General features: G+C 67.6%; 14 protein-coding genes and 1 pseudogene. 9 read left to right on the forward strand and 6 right to left on the reverse strand.

Going from position 1 to position 17,348, the window contains the following annotated elements:
• Positions 1-184: 184 nt before the first annotated feature.
• Positions 185-2,536, reverse strand: a pseudogene (locus A9X01_RS05785) (TM0106 family RecB-like putative nuclease); the annotation flags it as partial.
• Positions 2,537-2,582: 46 nt separating this feature from the next.
• Between A9X01_RS05785 and A9X01_RS05790 the strand changes: the two are divergent.
• Both A9X01_RS05790 and A9X01_RS05795 read left to right on the forward strand, forming a co-directional pair.
• Positions 2,583-2,945: a hypothetical protein gene (locus A9X01_RS05790; protein WP_065119830.1), complete on the forward strand. Its 363-nt coding sequence runs from the start codon at positions 2,583-2,585 to the stop codon at positions 2,943-2,945.
• Positions 2,942-3,451, forward strand: a complete 510-nt coding sequence (locus A9X01_RS05795; protein ID WP_155771950.1) for a hypothetical protein — start codon at positions 2,942-2,944, stop codon at positions 3,449-3,451. The genes A9X01_RS05790 and A9X01_RS05795 overlap by 4 nt, the downstream gene beginning before the upstream one ends.
• Here the strand turns inward: A9X01_RS05795 and A9X01_RS05800 are convergent.
• A complete protein-coding gene (locus A9X01_RS05800) occupies positions 3,448-4,038 on the reverse strand; it encodes an LppP/LprE family lipoprotein (RefSeq protein ID WP_065119834.1) in 591 nt (196 codons plus the stop codon). The genes A9X01_RS05795 and A9X01_RS05800 overlap by 4 nt on opposite strands.
• A 72-nt stretch (positions 4,039-4,110) precedes the next feature.
• On the opposite strand from A9X01_RS05800, the gene A9X01_RS05805 reads away from it, so the two are divergent.
• From A9X01_RS05805 to A9X01_RS05825, 5 genes are read left to right on the forward strand one after another with little or no spacing between them, the layout of a single operon-like run.
• A complete protein-coding gene (locus A9X01_RS05805) occupies positions 4,111-5,826 on the forward strand; it encodes a DEAD/DEAH box helicase (protein ID WP_065119836.1) in 1,716 nt (571 codons plus the stop codon).
• A complete protein-coding gene (locus tag A9X01_RS05810; protein ID WP_065119837.1) occupies positions 5,826-6,968 on the forward strand; it encodes an acyltransferase family protein in 1,143 nt (380 codons plus the stop codon). The genes A9X01_RS05805 and A9X01_RS05810 overlap by 1 nt, the downstream gene beginning before the upstream one ends.
• 42 nt (positions 6,969-7,010) lie before the next feature.
• The gene (locus tag A9X01_RS05815) at positions 7,011-8,540 is read left to right on the forward strand and encodes an MFS transporter (protein ID WP_081282230.1); all 1,530 of its coding nucleotides are present in this window, start codon (positions 7,011-7,013) and stop codon (positions 8,538-8,540) included.
• A 37-nt stretch (positions 8,541-8,577) separates the two neighbouring features.
• Positions 8,578-9,384 carry a GNAT family N-acetyltransferase gene (locus A9X01_RS05820; protein WP_065119838.1) on the forward strand — a complete coding sequence of 269 codons (807 nt, stop codon included), beginning with the start codon at positions 8,578-8,580 and terminating at the stop codon, positions 9,382-9,384.
• A complete protein-coding gene (locus A9X01_RS05825) occupies positions 9,371-10,630 on the forward strand; it encodes a lysine N(6)-hydroxylase/L-ornithine N(5)-oxygenase family protein (protein WP_065119840.1) in 1,260 nt (419 codons plus the stop codon). Before A9X01_RS05820 ends, A9X01_RS05825 begins: the two co-directional genes overlap by 14 nt.
• Positions 10,631-10,674: 44 nt before the next feature.
• Here A9X01_RS05825 and A9X01_RS05830 read toward each other — a convergent pair whose 3' ends face one another.
• The 4 genes from A9X01_RS05830 to tap form a co-directional block, all read right to left on the reverse strand.
• Positions 10,675-11,295, reverse strand: a complete 621-nt coding sequence (locus tag A9X01_RS05830; RefSeq protein ID WP_065119841.1) for a TetR/AcrR family transcriptional regulator — start codon at positions 11,293-11,295, stop codon at positions 10,675-10,677.
• A complete protein-coding gene (locus A9X01_RS05835) occupies positions 11,292-12,533 on the reverse strand; it encodes a cytochrome P450 (protein WP_065119842.1) in 1,242 nt (413 codons plus the stop codon). Before A9X01_RS05835 ends, A9X01_RS05830 begins: the two co-directional genes overlap by 4 nt.
• 103 nt (positions 12,534-12,636) lie before the next feature.
• Positions 12,637-14,004: an FAD-binding oxidoreductase gene (locus tag A9X01_RS05840; RefSeq protein ID WP_065119844.1), complete on the reverse strand. Its 1,368-nt coding sequence runs from the start codon at positions 14,002-14,004 to the stop codon at positions 12,637-12,639.
• A gap of 10 nt (positions 14,005-14,014) precedes the next feature.
• Positions 14,015-15,274 carry a multidrug efflux MFS transporter Tap gene (tap, locus tag A9X01_RS05845; protein ID WP_065119845.1) on the reverse strand — a complete coding sequence of 420 codons (1,260 nt, stop codon included), beginning with the start codon at positions 15,272-15,274 and terminating at the stop codon, positions 14,015-14,017.
• Between the two features lie 72 nt (positions 15,275-15,346).
• Here tap and A9X01_RS05850 point away from each other — a divergent pair, with 72 nt between their 5' ends.
• Entirely contained in the window at positions 15,347-16,174 is an 828-nt protein-coding gene (locus A9X01_RS05850) for a uracil-DNA glycosylase (RefSeq protein WP_065119847.1), read from the forward strand.
• A 15-nt stretch (positions 16,175-16,189) separates the two neighbouring features.
• Positions 16,190-17,320 (forward strand): FAD-binding protein, encoded by a 1,131-nt coding sequence (locus A9X01_RS05855; RefSeq protein WP_065119848.1) that lies wholly within the window; start codon positions 16,190-16,192, stop codon positions 17,318-17,320.
• Positions 17,321-17,348: the final 28 nt, after the last annotated feature.

Consider the following 17,348-nt stretch of genomic DNA (forward strand, 5'->3'; position numbering starts at 1 on the left):
CCTGGCGGTGCACGGACCACCCGGCACCGGCAAGACGCACACCGCCGCCCGGGTGATCAACCGCCTGGTCACCGCCCATTCCTGGCGCGTCGGTGTGGTCGCACAGTCGCACGCGGTGGTCGAGAACGTTCTGGGCTGCGTGATCGAGGCCGGCCTGGACCCGGCGGTCGTCGCCAAAAAGGGCGGTGACCAGGCGGTTGATCACCCGGGCGGCGGTGTGCGTCTTGCCGGTGCCGGGTGGTCCGTGCACCGCCAGGTAGGACGAGTCCAGGTTGAGCGTTGCCGCGGTTATGTCCGCGACCGTGTCGGCGCTGCGCGGTAGCGGCGCCCCGTCGCGGGTGCGTGGCGGGTGGCGCAGCAGCAGGTCGATCAGGGCGCAGCGCGGCAGTCGGGGCAACTCGGCGGCCACGGCTTGCGCCGTCGTTTCGATCGATGCCCGCAGCGGCTTCGTCGGTACCGGCGCGCCGGGGGTGAGCGCAAACGGCAACTGGTCAAACGTGTTGCCGTCCTTGTCCGCTCGTTCGATGATGACGACCTCACTGGGTGAACTCGGGTCGTCGACTTCGATGACCTCGGCGTGCGCTGCCGCCCGGCGCTCGGGATCGTCGGTCATGGACGGCGGAGCGGGCGGCTCGTACAGCGCGTACACATGCCTGTTGAGGTCGCCGCGCGCCAGCTCGCCGCTCAGGCGCACCCGCCGTTGCGGCTTGCGGGCCCGCGGGGGCGTGTGCCAGTCGACGTCGACGGCCGCCTCGCCGATGAAAACATCGGTGTTGTCCGACCACTCGTCCACGGGATAGTTCAACCGGTCGAAATGTGACCACCAGAACGGCTTGTCTTCGCGTTGGTGATAGCCGCGGGCGGCGGCCACCAGCGCCACCGCCATCTGCTCGGGAGTGCGGTCATCGACCGCCGCGTCGCCGGTGAACTTTCGCAACGACGATGCCAGCTGATCCTGGTCTTTGATGTTGTCCTGCTTGGGAACCGGTTGCACGCCCAATGGCGTAACGCCGGATTCGAAAGCGCGGATGACGAGCCAGTCCCGTAGCTTGCGGGTCGACAGGCAGTCGTAGTGGTTGTAGTCGGCGATCTCCTTGAGGACGGTGGCCGCTTCGTCGGCGCGGTCCTCGGCCAGCAATTCGCAGTACCGCCCGTAGGACGTGATCGAGTCGGTGGCGGTGGTGACATCGCCGGAGCGCAGTTGATCGCCCATATACAGCGGTTCCAGCGCCTTGAGGCTGAAGGATTCCGCGCCTACTCGAATGCTCTTGCGTACCAACGGATACAGGTCAACCAGGACACCGTTGCGGAGCAGGTCGTCCACCTCGTCCTCACCGACGCCGTAACGTCCGGCGAGCCGCAGCAACGCCGTCTTCTCGTATGGCGCGTAGTGGTAGATATGCATGCCGGGATAGCGGCGGCGGCGCTTGGCGACCAGCGCCAGGAATTGGGTGAGGGCGGCGCGCTCGTCATTGCGGTTGTGGGCCCACAACGGGCGGAAGGCTCCGGCCGGCCCGGCCTCCAGCACACCGAAGAGATATTCCAGTCCCCATTGCCGGCCATCTGCAGTCCACAGCGGGTCACCCTCGAAATCGAAGAACAGGTCGCCCGGGTTCGGCTCGGGCAGCAGGGCCAGCGGTTGTGGGTCGACGACCTCGAACTGCGGCCTACCGGTGGCCCGCTGCAGCATTTGCAACTTGGCTTGTGCGGCCAGTTTGCCGAACGCGCCGGCGGACATGGTCTGCACGGTGCCGGTGTGCTCGGCGAGCTCGCGCACCGTGCCGATACCGGCCTCGATCAGCTTCTCCCGCTGGGTGACTCGCATGCCGGCGACGAGTAGTAGATCGTCGGCCGTCCGCACCTGCTCGACGCACAGCGGACAACGGAAACAGGCCTGCACCCCCTGGTCGTCCCAACGCACCGCGCGGCCCGCCGCATAGTGCTCGTCGAGCAGCAGTTCCAGCCGAGCCCGCTGGGACCGGTAGACCGGGATCAGCTCGTCCAGCCGATAGCGCACCACCGTGCCGTCACCGAGTTCCAGCTCGGCATCGTCGGCGACCGGCACGCCCGCCGCGGTCAGCGCGTCACCGTAGGCCGCCAGCTGCAACAGCGCGGTGACCTTGGCCGAGCGGGCCAGCTTGGTGTCGGTGACCCGGTAGCGATCGTCCTCGCGGACCAGGAAGTCGGCGAAACCCACGAACCGGCCGTCGAACATCGCCGCCTGGTACACGACCGGGGCGCCATCCGCGATCGCCCGCCGAGTGGCCGTGGCGGCGGCCGTCAGCCCGGCAGGCGTGAAGGCGGGACGGCCGATGACGACGACCTCACCGCCGAACTGCGCGCGCAGCCGGTCAAGCCGGCGGCGTTCGTGTTCGTCGCCGAGAGCCGCAGTGCGGACGAGCATTTCATCATCGGTGGGCGCCGCGGGGCCCCAACCCAGCTTGGCATCGAAGCCTCGCAGCAGGGCGTATTCGCACCGCGCCGCGGACGCGAGGTCCGACGCGCTGTAGATGACGCTGCCGTCGGTGACGAACACAGCAGCAACTGTAGGTCAGGGGTGTGACAGCAGGCCTCAAGCAGGAGTGCTGCTACCGGCGGTCATTTTTCACATCGATTTTGATGCGGCGGTGGATGCCGCCGATCTCGTCATCATTCCGACCGGGCCTCGGGCCGCTGATATCGACCGCCTTTGGCCGACCCTGGACATCACCCTGCGCCGTCCCACCACGATTTTGTTGACGCTGGTCGACAGGCGGAAGGTCGAGGCCGCCGAGATCCCCTGCATCCTGGCTGAGACGAAGGCTCCCGTATTGCGCAGCAGCGTGCGGCACCGGACGGCGATCGAGCGGGCGTTCGGCCGCGACATCCCACGGCGTTTGGGGGACTACGCAACTGTGTTCGATGAGCTGATGGCCACGACGTGGACCGAGGCGGCTACTGCATGAAAGAGAAGATTTCTACCGCCGACGCGGTGCGGGAGGCGATAATTCGCCGTCCCGCGGGAGCTGCGGCAACGGCGCGTGCGGCGAGTGCCTTTCAAGGCTATGAGGATGCCGCGTGGGCCGCTCCCGCGGTGCACGAGGCAATGCGGACCACGTTGCACCTGCTGAACGGCCACGGCCCTGGTGCCAGCCGGATCAGCGCGCTTGGCGCCAACAACACCGCCAGCGGTGACGTGACCGGCGGCAGCGGTGGCACCGGTAACGGTGCCGGCAGTGTCGGCGGCAACGGCGCTGATGCCAACCTCATCGCGGGCAGTGGCAACCCCGGAACCGAGTCGCATCTTGATGACATCACGGTCCAGGGCGGCAGCGGTGGTGGCAACGGCGGCAACGACGTCGTCACCGGCACCGGCGATAACGGCAGCGAGGGCGACGTCATCGCCTTTGGCGGGACGCTGGTCGAAAACGTTCCCGTTGGTACGGACGGTGCGAGCCACCCGCCTAGTTAGCGGCCCGCATTATTGCCGATGATCTCCACTCCAAGGCCGTTCCAGCGGAATTTCACCACGCTGTTGAGACCGACCGCGCTGGCGAACGTCAGCGCGACGGTGTCACCGGTGCTCTGGGCGGTGTCGATTCCGTTGAAGCCGTAGGTGTCCGGCGTGCCCTGGGGGATGAACTTCCCGAGGTGAAACAACACCGCCCGGGTGGTCGGATTGCCGCCGTTGGTGTTGGCACGGATGATCACCGCGGACAGCTGTGCGCACTCGTTGTAGTTGCCCGCCAGCGGCTCGGGGTCCCAAGGCTGCTGGCTGCGCGGATCCCGGGGCAGCTCGGAGACCACCTTGGCGATCGTCGGCGAGGCCAGGTTGACCGCGCACGGATCCGGTGGCGGAGCGCTGCTCGGGGGCGGGGCAGCTACCGAGGACGGCGCGTTCGAGGTGCCCGGCGCGGTCGTCGGCGGCTTGGTGGCCTGTGGCGTCTTGGCGACTGTCGAATCTCCGGAACCACATCCGGCTAACGCCGCGGCCAGTGCAACTGCAGTTATGGCGATCAGTGGCGCGGCATGGCTAGAGGGCAACGACACACCGGGCACGGTACCGCTGTCCTTGCTTCGCGTGGCGCAGGCATGGCCACCTCGTCGGCACGCTCTAGACTTCGAAGTCCGATGGTTAACCCCGATGACGCGTCCGAGACGCACCCCGAGACCTTCGCCGACCTGCATATTCATCCGGATGTGGTGCGGGCGCTCGCTGATGTCGGCTACGAATCGCCGACCGCCATCCAGGCCGCGACCATCCCGGCCCTGTTGGCTGGGTCGGACGTCGTCGGCCTGGCGCAGACCGGCACCGGCAAGACGGCGGCCTTCGCGACGCCGATCCTGTCCAGAATCGACGTCACCAGCAAGGTCACCCAGGCGCTCGTGCTGGCGCCCACCCGTGAGTTGGCCCTGCAGGTTGCCGAAGCGTTCAGCCGCTACGGGGCGCATCTGCGAGGGCTCAATGTGCTCCCCATCTATGGCGGGGCTTCTTACGGAGTGCAGTTGGCGGGCCTGCGCCGGGGCGCACAGGTGGTGGTCGGGACCCCCGGCCGGGTGATTGACCACCTGGAGCGCGGCACCTTGGATTTGTCGAGGGTGGACTATCTGGTGCTCGACGAGGCCGACGAGATGCTCACCATGGGCTTCGCTGAAGAGGTCGACCGGATCCTGGCCGAAACCCCGGAATACAAGCAGGTGGCGCTGTTCTCGGCGACCATGCCGCCGGCCATCCGCAAAATCACCACGAAGTATCTGCACGACCCGTTGGAAGTGACTTCGAAGGCCAAAACCGCGACGGCCGAGAACATCACGCAGCGCTACATCCAGGTCGCGGGGCCGCGCAAGATGGACGCACTTACCCGCGTGCTGGAGGTCGAGCCTTTCGAGGCGATGATCGTCTTCGTGCGCACCAAGCAGGCCACCGAGGAGGTGGCCGAACGCCTTCGCGCCCGCGGTCTTTCGGCGGCCGCGATCAACGGTGACATTCCGCAGGGCCAGCGCGAGCGCACCATCGCCGCCTTGCGTGACGGAAGGCTGGACATCCTGGTCGCGACCGATGTCGCGGCCCGCGGCCTGGACGTCGAGCGGATCTCGCACGTGCTGAACTACGACATTCCACACGACACCGAGTCCTACGTGCACCGGATCGGGCGCACCGGCCGGGCCGGTCGCTCGGGTAACGCGCTGTTGTTCGTCTCGCCGCGGGAACGCCACCTGCTCAAGGCGATCGAGAAGGCCACCCGCCAGGCACTCACCGAGGCCCCGCTGCCGACCGTCGAGGACGTCAACGCCCAGCGGGTGGCGAAGTTCGCGGATTCCATCACCGAGGCGCTGGGCGGTTCGGGAATCGAGTTGTTCCGCCGGCTCGTCGAGGACTACGAACGCGAGCACGACGTGCCGATGGCCGACATCGCCGCGGCGCTGGCGCTGCAGTCCCGCGACGGCGAGGCGTTTTTGCTGGCGCCCGACCCACCCCCGGAACGACGGGACTCCCGCGACCGTGACCAGCGTCGGGACCGTCCCGAAAAACCAAGACAGACAAGGCCTTTCACGACTTATCGGGTCGATGTCGGTAAGCGGCACAAGATCGGCCCCGGTGCGATCGTCGGAGCCATTGCCAACGAAGGCGGCCTGCACCGAAGCGATTTCGGGCACATCGCCATCGGTCCCGACTTCTCCCTGGTCGAGCTCCCGGTCAAGCTACCCAAAGCGACGCTGAAAAAGCTTGAGCAAACTCGTATCTCGGGTGTGCTGATCAATCTGCGGCCCGATCGCAGCTCCGACAAGCCGAACCGCCGAACGCCGCGGGAGGGCGGCGGCAGACCACGCCGGAAAAACAGCTGATGACCCTTTCCGAAGAACGAGACGCGCAAGGCGGTCTCGAGCAGACCTCCCACGTCGATCGGGTCGCATCGCTGACCGGCGTCCGCGCCGTAGCCGCCCTGCTGGTCGTCGGTACCCACGCCGCCTACACCACCGGCAAATACACCCACGGCTACTGGGGTCTGGTCGGTGCCCGCATGGAGATCGGCGTGCCGATCTTCTTCGTGCTGTCCGGTTTCCTGCTGTTCCGCCCCTGGGTGAAATCGGTCGCCACCGGCTCCCCCTGGCCATCGGTGAAGCGCTATGCCTGGCACCGGGTTCGGCGCATCATGCCCGCCTACGTCCTCACCGTGCTGTTCGCCTACGTGCTCTACCACTACCGTCAGGCAGGACCCAATCCCGGGCACAGTGTGCTGGGCCTGATCCGCAACCTCACCCTTACCCAGATCTACACCGACGGCTACCTGGGCAAGTATCTGCACCAGGGCCTGACCCAGATGTGGAGCCTGGCGGTCGAAGCGGCCTTCTACGTGGTGCTGCCTTTGCTGGCATACCTGCTGCTGATCGTGATGTGCCGGCGCCGCTGGCAACCGAAGGTGCTGCTGGCCGCGATTTCGGCCTTGACGTTGATCAGCCCGGGCTGGCTCGTCCTGGTGCACACCGACCACTTCTTTCCCGACGGCGCCCGGCTGTGGTTGCCGACGTATCTGGCCTGGTTCCTGGGCGGCATGCTGCTGGCCGTGCTGCAAGCGATGGAGGTGCGTTGCTACGCGGCGGTCGCCATCCCCCTCGCCGTCGTCTGCTACTTCATCGTTTCCACCCCGATCGCCGGTGCGCCCACCACCTCGCCGGCGTCGCTGCCCGAGGCGTTGTGGAAGACCGGCTTTTACGCGGTGATCGCCACGCTGGCGGTGGCGCCGCTCGGGCTGGGGGATCGCGGCTGGTACTCACGGTTGCTGGCCAGCCGCCCGATGGTATGGCTCGGTGAAATCTCCTACGAGATCTTCCTGATCCACTTGGTGACGATGGAATTCGCGATGGTCTACATCGTGCGGGCACACGTCTACACCGGACCCATGCTTTACCTGTTCGTCGCGACGCTGGTGGTCACCATCCCGCTGGCCTGGCTGCTGCACCGCTTGACCCGCGTCAGGGACGGTTAGCCGGTGTCTGCCGGGGAGCCGGGCATCTCGGTTCATCCACGGCTGACCCTGACCGCCGTCTGCCTGGCCGTGTTCATGCTGCTGCTCGACATGACCATCGTCTCGGCCGCCCTGGCCAACATCCAGGCGTCGCTGGACGCTGAACTGAGCGGGCTGCAGTGGGTGGTGGATGCGTACGCCCTGCCGATGGCGGGCCTGCTGCTCACCGCTGCCACCCTCGGCGACCGGCTCGGCCGCCGCCGGCTCTACCTGATCGGCATGGTGGTGTTCACGGTCGCGTCGGCGGGCTGCGCCCTGGCCGGCAGCATCGACTCGCTCAACCTGGCGCGGGCGGTGCAGGGCGCGGGCGGGGCGGTGCTGCTTGGGGTGTCACTGCCGATGGTGGGTGCCGCCTTCCCCGAACAGCGGAGCAGGGGTATCGCGATCGCAATCTACGGCGGCGTGATGGGCGCTGCTGCTGCTGTCGGGCCACTGCTGGGCGGCGCGCTGGTGGGTGCGTTCGGATGGGAATCCATCTTCTTGATCAATCTGCCGATCGGCATACTGGCCTTGGCGCTCGCGGTGCGCTTCGTCCCGGAAACTCAAGCGGCACAGAGCCGCCCGCTCGACCTGCTCGGCACGACGGTGTTCTCGGCGGCCCTCTTTGCCGGGGTGTACGTGTTGATCGAGGGCAACCACCGCGGCTGGAACGACCCGCTGATAGTGATCCTCGGCGCGGGTTGCCTTCTCGGGCTGTTGTTCTTCGGCTGGTGGGAATCGCGGGTGGGCGCCCCGATGCTGGATCTGCGGGTGGTCCGCCGACCGGGCTTCGCCGGGGTGTCACTGGCCGCCTTCGCCGCGGCCGGAACGTTGATCGCCTCGACCAACTACCTGGCCCTGTACCTGATGAACACGTTGGGCTACAGCCCTTTTCAGACCGGCCTGCGGGCGCTCCCGCTGACCGTCGCCTGCGTGCTGGGCGCCCCGCTGGCCATGGCCGCCGCCCGGTTCTTCCCGGCCTGGATGTCGATACCCGCTGGGGTCGCCCTGATCGCGGTGGGCCTGTGGCTGATGACCGGTATCACCGCGAACACCGAATGGACCCACTTCATCGCCGGTTCCATCGTGGCCGGCCTCGGGCTGGGCGGGTTGTTCGCGTTGACGTCAGACATCGCACTGCAATTCGTGCCGGACGCCGATGCCGGGATGGCGACCGGCGCGGTGAGCACGGTCCGCCAGGTGGGCATCCTGGCCGGGGTCGCCGGGTTGGGCGCGCTGTTCAGTCGGCACGCGGCCAACTCGGCGGCTGGCGGTCTGGGCGCGCTACGCGGCGGCGGCCGGGCCGGCGTCTCGCAACTCGTCGACCGGCTATCGGCGGGTGCGGGCCTTCGGGTACTCGACTATCTGCCGGACAGCCTGCGCCCCGCGCTACCGGCGATCGCGCGCGTTGCCCGCCAGGCCAGCGCCGACGGCATGCAAGCCGCCCTGGTAGCCGCGGCGATTGCCGCAACCGTGTCGGCCGTGGCCGCGGCGATTCTGATCGGCATCGGCGCGCGGCGGGAGCCCGGGTCCGGTCCGGCAGCGGATTCCTGATTTGCTGAGGCCGCCGCGGGGTAGTGTTCGCAATACCATGTTGGGTGACGCGATCCTGATTCCGGCGACCGATACCGGCCGCTACAGCGTGGTGATCTCGACGGATCCGGCCGACATCGAGGCCGCCCAGCGGTTGCGCTATCAGACGTTTGCCGAAGAGATGGGTGCAACGCTGCCGCAGGCCATCCGCGGGCCGTTGACCGGGCAGATGATCGACGTCGACCAGTTCGATCCGTACAGCGACCACCTGCTGGCGAAAGACGCCGCGACCGGGCAGGTGGTCGGTTGCTACCGGCTGTTGCCGCCCGACGGCGCCAAGGCGGCCGGCGGGATCTTCGCCGACACGATCTTCGACATCGGCGGCGTGAACGAATTGCGTTCCAGCCTGGTCGAACTCGGCCGGGCCAGCGTGCACGCCGACCATCGCAACGGCGCGGTGATGGGATTGCTGTGGGCTGGAATCCTGCGCTACCAGCAGATCACCGGCCACGAGTGGGGTGTCGGGTGCCTGTCGGTCCGGATGGAGGGCGGCGGGCCGCGTGGCGCACTGGTGCGCGGTGTCCGGGACACGGCGTTCCGGATTCGGCCGGCACCCCCGCAGTACCGGGTGACTCCGCGAAACCCGGTGCGGGTCAATGGTTTGAGCCTCGACGAGTTACCTGATCCGGGACGGGTGCGGGTTCCGCCGATGGTGCAGGGGTCGCTGCGGGTCGGCGGAATGATCTGTGGCGACCCGTCTTACGATCCGGACTTCGACATGGCCGACTTTGTGGTACTGATCAATCGGTCGATGATGCACGAACGGTACCTGGAACGGCTGACCCGCGCGCATGTCCATTCCTGAGCGAACGGATCTACTCGGCATCGGTTTCGGACCGGCGAATCTCGCCCTGGCCATCGCGTTCGCTGAGCGCGGTGTGCACGCGGTGTTCGCCGAAGCGCAGCAACGATTCGGCTGGCACCGGGGAATGTTGTTGCCCGGCGCCCGGATGCAGGTGCCGTTCCTCAAAGACCTCGTCACACTGCGTAACGCGCAGAGCGGCTTCACCTTTGTCAACTATCTGAGCGAGCAGGACCGGTTGGTCGAATTCATCGGCCGACACACGCTGTTTCCCAGCCGGCTGGAGTTCCACGACTATCTGGAGTGGGCGGCGGCCCGGGTCGGGGCCGACGTGCGCTACGGCCAGCGCGTCGTCGAAGTAGGCGCCGAGGCAACCGGTTTCGTGGTGCGGACCGCCTCCGACTGGGTGATCCGGGCGGGAGCACTGGTGTTGGGCACCGGCCTGCAGCCCGTGTTGCCGGAAGGGGTGGCCGCGACGGCGCGGCAGTGGCACAGTCACACGCTGCTCGACGGACTTGCCGGGCTCGGGCCGGTGGCCTTCCGGCGATTCGCGGTGGTCGGTGCCGGCCAAAGCGCCGCGGAAGTGGTCGGCTACCTGCATCGGCAATATCCGGATGCCGAGGTGCATGCGGTTTTCGCCCGCTACGGTTACAGCCAGGCCGACGACAACCCGTATGCCAACCGGATTTTCGACCCGTCGGCCGTCGAGGACTTCTATGCGGCCGACGAGCCGCTACGCAAGCGTCTGCTCGACTATCACCGCTCCACCAACTACTCGGCGGTTGATCTGGAGTTGATCGAGGACCTCTATTCGCGTGAATACGCCGAACGGGTCAGCGGCAAGCGCCGGCTGATCATCCATAACGCGTCCGAAGCCATTGCGGCCCAAGAACATTCCGATGGCGTGCGGTTGACCATTTCGCACCTGGTCAGCCACGAGCAGGAGACCCTGGATTGCGATGCGGTGATCTACGCGACGGGCTACGCCCCGCTGGATATCCGGGGCTTTTTGGGTGAGCTGTCCAGTCGCTACGAATTCGACTCGACCGGGCGACCCGCCGTCACCCGCGACTACCGGCTGGTTGCGAAGTCGGGCGCCCCCGGCGACATCTTCCTCAACGGATCGGTCGAACACACGCATGGTCTCGCGTCGTCGCTGCTGTCCAATGTCGCGGTGCGAGCGGGGGAGATCGCGACGGCGTTCGCTCCGGCGCGCGGCATCGCACGCGGCCCCCGCGCCGCCAGCTGAGTTCCCAGCCAGGCGCCCACTGCGCGAGCAGACGCGAAAGTCCCCTATTCCGGCACGGAATAGGGGCTTTCGCGTTCCCCCGCACGAGGGTGGCGCCCCCAGTTCGGCACGACTACCGGCGCCACGAACTCCTCGATCATCGCCCGCTCCTGCGCCTCATCCGCGCCGGGAAACATCAACAGTGAGACGATCACCCGCACCGCCCAGCGTGCCCGGCGCTGGACGGTGGCCGGGTCGTCGGGTCCGGACGAACCCAGGAACGAGGCGACCATCGCGGTGATCACGTCGGAGCGACTCGCCAGCTCACCCGCGATCGGAACGCGGGCCACGTCGAACCACGCCGACAGCGGCGGGCTGTTGCGAACCATCCGCAAGGTCTCGGTGATGCCGACGACCAGCCGCTCGTGCGGGTCCTGCACGCCGTCGATCCGCTGCAGGATCTGACGGCCGGTGCGATGCGTCTCCCGGTGCACATAGGCGATGCGCAGCGCCTCGCGGCTGTCGAAGTACCGGTACAGGGTCGCGCGGGAACACCCGGCGGCCCTGGCGATTTCGTTCATGCCGATGGTTGCCGGGTCGCGTTCGGTGAACAGCGCCTCGGCGGCGTCGAGGATCCGGTCAGCGGCGGCCTCGGTGCGGCTCTCGGCCAGCCAGTCACCCGTCATCGGCCCGCGACCTTGACCGGGACCGACAACGGGCGCCGGACATAGCAGCCGCCCGACCACACGATGCCGGGCACGTCTACCTCGAAATCCGGGCAACGGCTGAGCAATTCGCTGAGCGCCACCCGGGATTGCATCCGCGCCGCGGCGGCACCCAGGCAGTGGTGGGCGCCGTTGCTGAAGGTGAGGATGTTCCGTGGCCGGCGGGTGACGTCGAGTTCGGCTGCGTCATCGCCGTATTGCCGTTCATCGCGGTTGGCCGACCCGTACAGCAGCAACACCCGGCGTCCGGCCGGAATGGTGGTGCCCTCGATGGTCACATCGCGGGTGGTCGTGCGAGCCAGGTTCTGTACCGGTGAGGTGAGCCGGAGCAGCTCCTCGACCGCATCGGGGATCAGCCCCGGGTCGTCCACCAGCAGCCGGCGCTGGTCGGGACGGGAGTGCAGCAACGGCATTGACCCGCCGAGCATTCCGGTGACGGTGTCATTGCCACCGGTCACCATGGTGAACGTGAACCCCAGGATCGACAGGATGCCGGAGATGTCGCCGTCGTCGGCGCCCAGCCCGGCTGCGACCAGGTGCGAGATGGTGTCGTCTTCCGGCTCGGTCCGGCGCCGCTCGATCAGCGCGGTGAAATAGGCCATCATCGTTCCGACCGCCTCGCCGGCCGTTCCCAACGAAGCCGCGATGCCGCCCTCGGCGGTATTGGCCGCGACGATGGCCTGGGTCCAACCGTCGAATTGCGCCCAATCCTCCTCGGGCACACCCAGATAGTGTGCGACGACCATCGACGGCAGGGGCTTGAACAGCTCGGTGACGATGTCGCCGGCGCCGCGGGCCCGGATCTTCTCGATCCGCTCGACGACGAATTCACGCACTTTCGGCTCGACGGCCTCGACCTGCCGGGGAGTGAAACCGCGTGACACGAGCTTGCGGAACTGTGTGTGCACCGGCGGGTCCTGCATCACCATCGGCGGGTTATCTTGCAGCCCAAGCATTTCCATATCGCCGTAGTTGACGGTCAGGCCTTGGGCCGACGAGAACGTCTCGTGGTCGCGGGCGGCCGCCCACACGTCGGCGTGCCGCGAGAGCACGAAGTAATCGTCTTCGGGACGGCTCGGTGGCACCACGTGATGCACCGGGTCGTGATCGCGCAGCGCCCGGTACATCGGCCACGGTTCGGGCCACGTCTCAGCGGTGGCGAGCTGAAACTGAACCGTATGAGACAATTGTGACGACATGTCTTATTGCTACGACAGATAGCCCCAAATGTCAACGCGCGAGTGTGCGCCCTGCGCCGCAACACGCCGCGAGAGCGTCGCGGAATGCACGCTCGGCGAAGGGTTAGATCCCCGACCCGGGGTTGAGGATGCCCAGCGGGTCCAGCGCCTCCTTGATCCGCCGATTCAGGTCCATCACCTCGGGCCCGAGGTAGTCGGCCAGCCACGGCCGCTTCAGCCGCCCGACGCCGTGTTCACCGGTGATGGTGCCGCCCAGCCCGACGGCCAGGTCCATGATCTCGCCGTACGCCAACTGTGCGCGCTCGGCCATCGCGGCGTCGGCAGGATCGAACACCAGCAGCGGGTGGGTGTTGCCGTCGCCCGCGTGGGCGATCACGGAGATCATCAGCTCCCGCTCGTCGGCGATGCGCGCGATGCCGGTGACCAGCCGGCCCAGCGCCGGCAACGGCACGCCGACGTCCTCCAGCAGCAGCGAGCCCTTGGCCTCGACCGCCGGGATGCAGAACCGCCGCGCCGCCACAAAGGACTCGCCCTCGTCCGGATCGTCGGTGGAAAACACTTCTGCCGCACCGTTTTCGGCAAAAACAGCGGCGATCACCTCGGCGTCGTCGCTGCCGGCGCGGCCGCGTTCGTCGGATCCGGCGACCAGCATGGCCGCCGCGGTGCGGTCGAGGTCCATCCGCAGGTGATCTTCGACCGCATTGATCGCCACCTGGTCCATGAACTCCAGCATCGACGGACGCAGCCGCGCGCTGACCCCGAGCACCGCGTCGACGGCCTGCTCCACCGACGAGAAACTGGCCACCACGATGCTGGACGCGTTCTGCGCCGGCAACAGCCGCAGCGTCACCTCGGTGACGATGCCCAGCGTCCCCTCGCTGCCGACGAACAGCTTCGTCAGTGACAGCCCGGCCACGTCCTTCAGGCGCGGCCCGCCCAACCGCACCGCGGTTCCGTCAGCCAACACCACCTGCATGCCCAGGACGTAGTCGGTCGTGACGCCGTACTTGACGCAACACAGCCCGCCGGCGTTGGTGGCGATGTTGCCGCCGATGCTGCAGATCTCGTAGGAGGACGGATCGGGCGGGTACCACAGGCCGTGTTCGGCCACGGCTTTCTTCACCTCGGAGTTGAACAGCCCCGGCTGGCACACGGCGGTGCGGGTCACCGGATCCACGGTGATGTCGCGCATCTTCTCCGTCGACAGCACGATGCCGTTGTCCACCGCCGTCGCCCCGCCGGACAGTCCGCTGCCCGCGCCGCGGGTCACCACGGGCACCCGGTTCGCCGAGGCCCAGCGCAGCACGGCCTGCACTTCCTCGGTGCGGTTCGGGCGCACCACGGCCAGCGGCTTCCCGGCCGCCGGGTCCAGCGCACGGTCTTGGCGGTAACCATCGGTGATCGCGGGATCGGTGACCACCATCCCCTCGGGTAGCTCGGCAATCAGGCCGGCCAGTAGATCCGCGCTCACCGAGCCGATGCTAGTCCCTTGCCGAGGTGGGAGTTTCGGCGGCGAACTCCGGCTCGCGGTCCAGTTCCCGCAGCGACGGCACCCGGATACAGATCAGTCCGGCGACCAGGATCGGCAACGCCAGCGCGAAGAACGCCACCTGTATACCCGCCGCATCGGTCAGCGGACCTGCCAGCAGCAAGCCCAACGGGCCGGCGGCGTAGGCCATCGACGTCATCACTCCGACCACCCGGCCGCGCAGATGGTGCGGCGCGCGGGTCTGCATCACGTAGTTGTAGATCGGCTGGATCGGCCCGTAGACCAACCCGATCAGGGCGCACAGCACCAGGATCACCGGCAGCGGCGGCAGCAGCGCGATCACCACCGTCGCGGTACCGAAGCTCAGCACCGCCGTCAGCATCATCGTGCGGCGCGACATGTAGGGCGCCAGCAGCAGATAGCCGAGCGCGCCCATCAGGCTGCCGATGGACAGAGCCACCAGCACCGAGCCCAGCTGCGCCGGTTGCTGCCGATCGCTGAAGTACTTGGGGAACAGCACGCTTTCCATCGGCAGGTACAGCGCGGTCACTGTCAGGTCGATCAGCGCCAGCGCCCGCAGCACCCGCAGGCTCCACACGAAACGCAACCCCTCGGCCACGCCGGACACCAGCCCCTGGGGCCGCGCCGCGTGGTGTGGCCGGTCGGCGCCCTCGAGCCGCAGCACCGCGATGGCCAGGATGGACAACGCGAATGCGGCGGCGGTGACCCACATCGTGGTGACGCCGCCCACCGTGGCAATCATCAGGCCGGCGACACCCGGACCCACCACGAACGCCACGTTGAGGATCACCTCGTAGACGCTGTTGATGCGATCCAGCGACCAGCCCGCCCGGACCGCCGCTTCGGGCAGCATCGACTGACGGGCCGTGATCCCGGCCGGGTCGAATGCGGCGCCACAGGCACCGAGCACGGCGAGCACGGCGACGTTCACCGCTTCCACCCCGAATGCCGACGCGACCAGCGGGACGGCCGCCACCGACGCGGCCGACAGCGCGTCGGAAACCATCGACACCCGGCGCCGGCCGAAGTAGTCCACCGCGGTGCCCGCGATCAGCGTCGAGAACAGCAGCGGCAACGTCGTCGCACCGGCCACGATCGACGCCTGCCCGGCACTGCCCTGACGTTGCAGCACCAGCCACGGAAACGCGACGAGCGAAATGCCGTTGCCCGCGCACGACAGCAGCGTGGCGAACAGGATCAACAAGGCCGGCGCCCGGCTGGTGTTTCTCATGGGATATCGCGGCTGAATGTAGCGCCAAACCCGAAGCGCAAACCACCGATTTTTTGCGCGGTCCCGTTCGGAATGCAGGATGTTCGTGTGCTGAAGCATCCGAATACCGGCCAGGCATTCGGTTCGCCGGTCGCCCCCGGCAGCGGCTGGCCGGGCGACCTCGCGACCGACCGCACCCCGGTCGCGGCCGACGCGGCACAGGTTGGCGCTCTCGCGCGTAAAACTCGGTCGATTGCCGAACTCGACGCGACGGTCAGTGTGTGCCGCGCGTGTCCACGGCTGGTCAGCTGGCGTGAGGAGGTCGCCGTCGTCAAGCGCCGGGCTTTCCTCGACCAGCCCTACTGGGGACGTCCGGTGCCGGGTTGGGGCTCCGAGCGCCCGTGGTTGTTCATCGTCGGGCTGGCGCCCGCCGCGCACGGCGCCAACCGGACCGGACGGATGTTCACCGGTGACCGGTCCGGCGACCAGTTGTACGCGGCGCTGTACCGGGCCGGCCTGGTGAATCAACCGACCAGCGTCGACGCGGCTGATGGCTTGTCGGCCAACAACATCCGAATCTCGGCGCCGGTGCGGTGCGCCCCGCCCGCGAACGCCCCCACGCCTGCCGAGCGGACGACGTGCTCGCAGTGGCTCGCGGCCGAATGGCACCTGGTGTCTAAGCATGTCCGGGTGATCGTCGCGCTCGGCGGCTTCGGCTGGCAGGTGGCGCTCGGACTGCCGGTGGCCGCCGGGCTGCGCAAACCGAAATTCGGCCACGGGGTGGTGGCGCCGCTGCCCTCCGGCGTGCGGTTGCTCGGCTGCTACCACCCGAGCCAGCAAAATATGTTCACCGGTAGGTTGACTCCGGCAATGCTTGACGACATCTTCCGGGAGGCGAAGCAGCTTGCGGGAATCGGCTAGGGACGGGGTCGCGTCTTGACAAGCATCTTGGTGTCCGGCGCCAGTGTCGCCGGCTTGACCGCCGCGTATTGGTTTGGCCAGAACGGCTATTCGGTGACGGTGGTGGAACGCCACCCGGGCCTGCGGCCGGGCGGGCAGGCCATCGACGTGCGGGGACCGGCGCTCACGGTACTGGACCGCATGGGTTTGCTGGCGGCGGCGGAAGAGAAGAAGACGCGGATCCGGGGCGCCTCGGTGGTGGACCGCGACGGCAACGAGCTGTCCCGGGACACCGAATCCACGCCGACGGGCGGACCGATCAACAACCCCGACATCGAGCTGCTGCGCGACGACCTCGTGGAATTGCTGTACGAGGCGTGCCGGTCAACCACCGAGTTCATCTTCGACGACACCATCACCGCGATCGAGAATCTCGGTCCCGCGGCCGAGGTGACCTTCGAGCGCGCTCCCGCGGCCACCTTCGACCTGGTCATCGGGGCAGACGGCCTGCATTCCAATGTGCGCCGGCTGGTGTTCGGCCCCGAAGAGCGGTTCATCAAAAGGCTGGGGACATTCGCCGCAATCTTCACCGTGCCCAACTTCCTGGACCTGGACTATTGGCAGACCTGGCATTACGGCGACACCAGCATGGCCGGGATCTACAGCGCGCGGGACAACACCGAGGCCCGCGCGATGCTGGGCTTCATGGACACCGAGCTGCGGATCGACTACCGCGACACCGAAGCCCAGTTCGCTGAGGTGGAACGGCGGATGGCCGACGACGGGTGGGTGCGTCCGCACCTGCTGGAGTACATGCGCTCGGCGCCGGACTTCTACTTCGACGAGATGTCGCAGATCGTGATGGATCACTGGTCGATCGGCAGGGTGGCGTTGGTGGGCGATGCCGCCTATTGCTGCTCGCCGTTGGCGGGGCAGGGCACCAGCGTCGCCCTGCTGGGCGCTTACATTCTGGCCGGCGAGCTCAAGGTGGCCCGCTACGGTGGTTTGCTCGACCACGGTCTGGCCTTTACCAACTATTTCAAGCGGTTCCACAGCTATGCCGAACGCACCCAGTTCCTGGCGAGCGACAACATTCCCGGTGGGGCACCCATTTCGCAGGAACAGTTCGAACTCATCATCAACTCGATCGCCCCGCTCAACTACTGAGGCTCAAGTACCGACACGAGCCAGGGAA

Origin of the sequence: Mycobacterium asiaticum (assembly GCF_001668675.1) — a bacterium.
GTDB classification, from domain to species: Bacteria; Actinomycetota; Actinomycetes; order Mycobacteriales; family Mycobacteriaceae; genus Mycobacterium; species Mycobacterium asiaticum_D.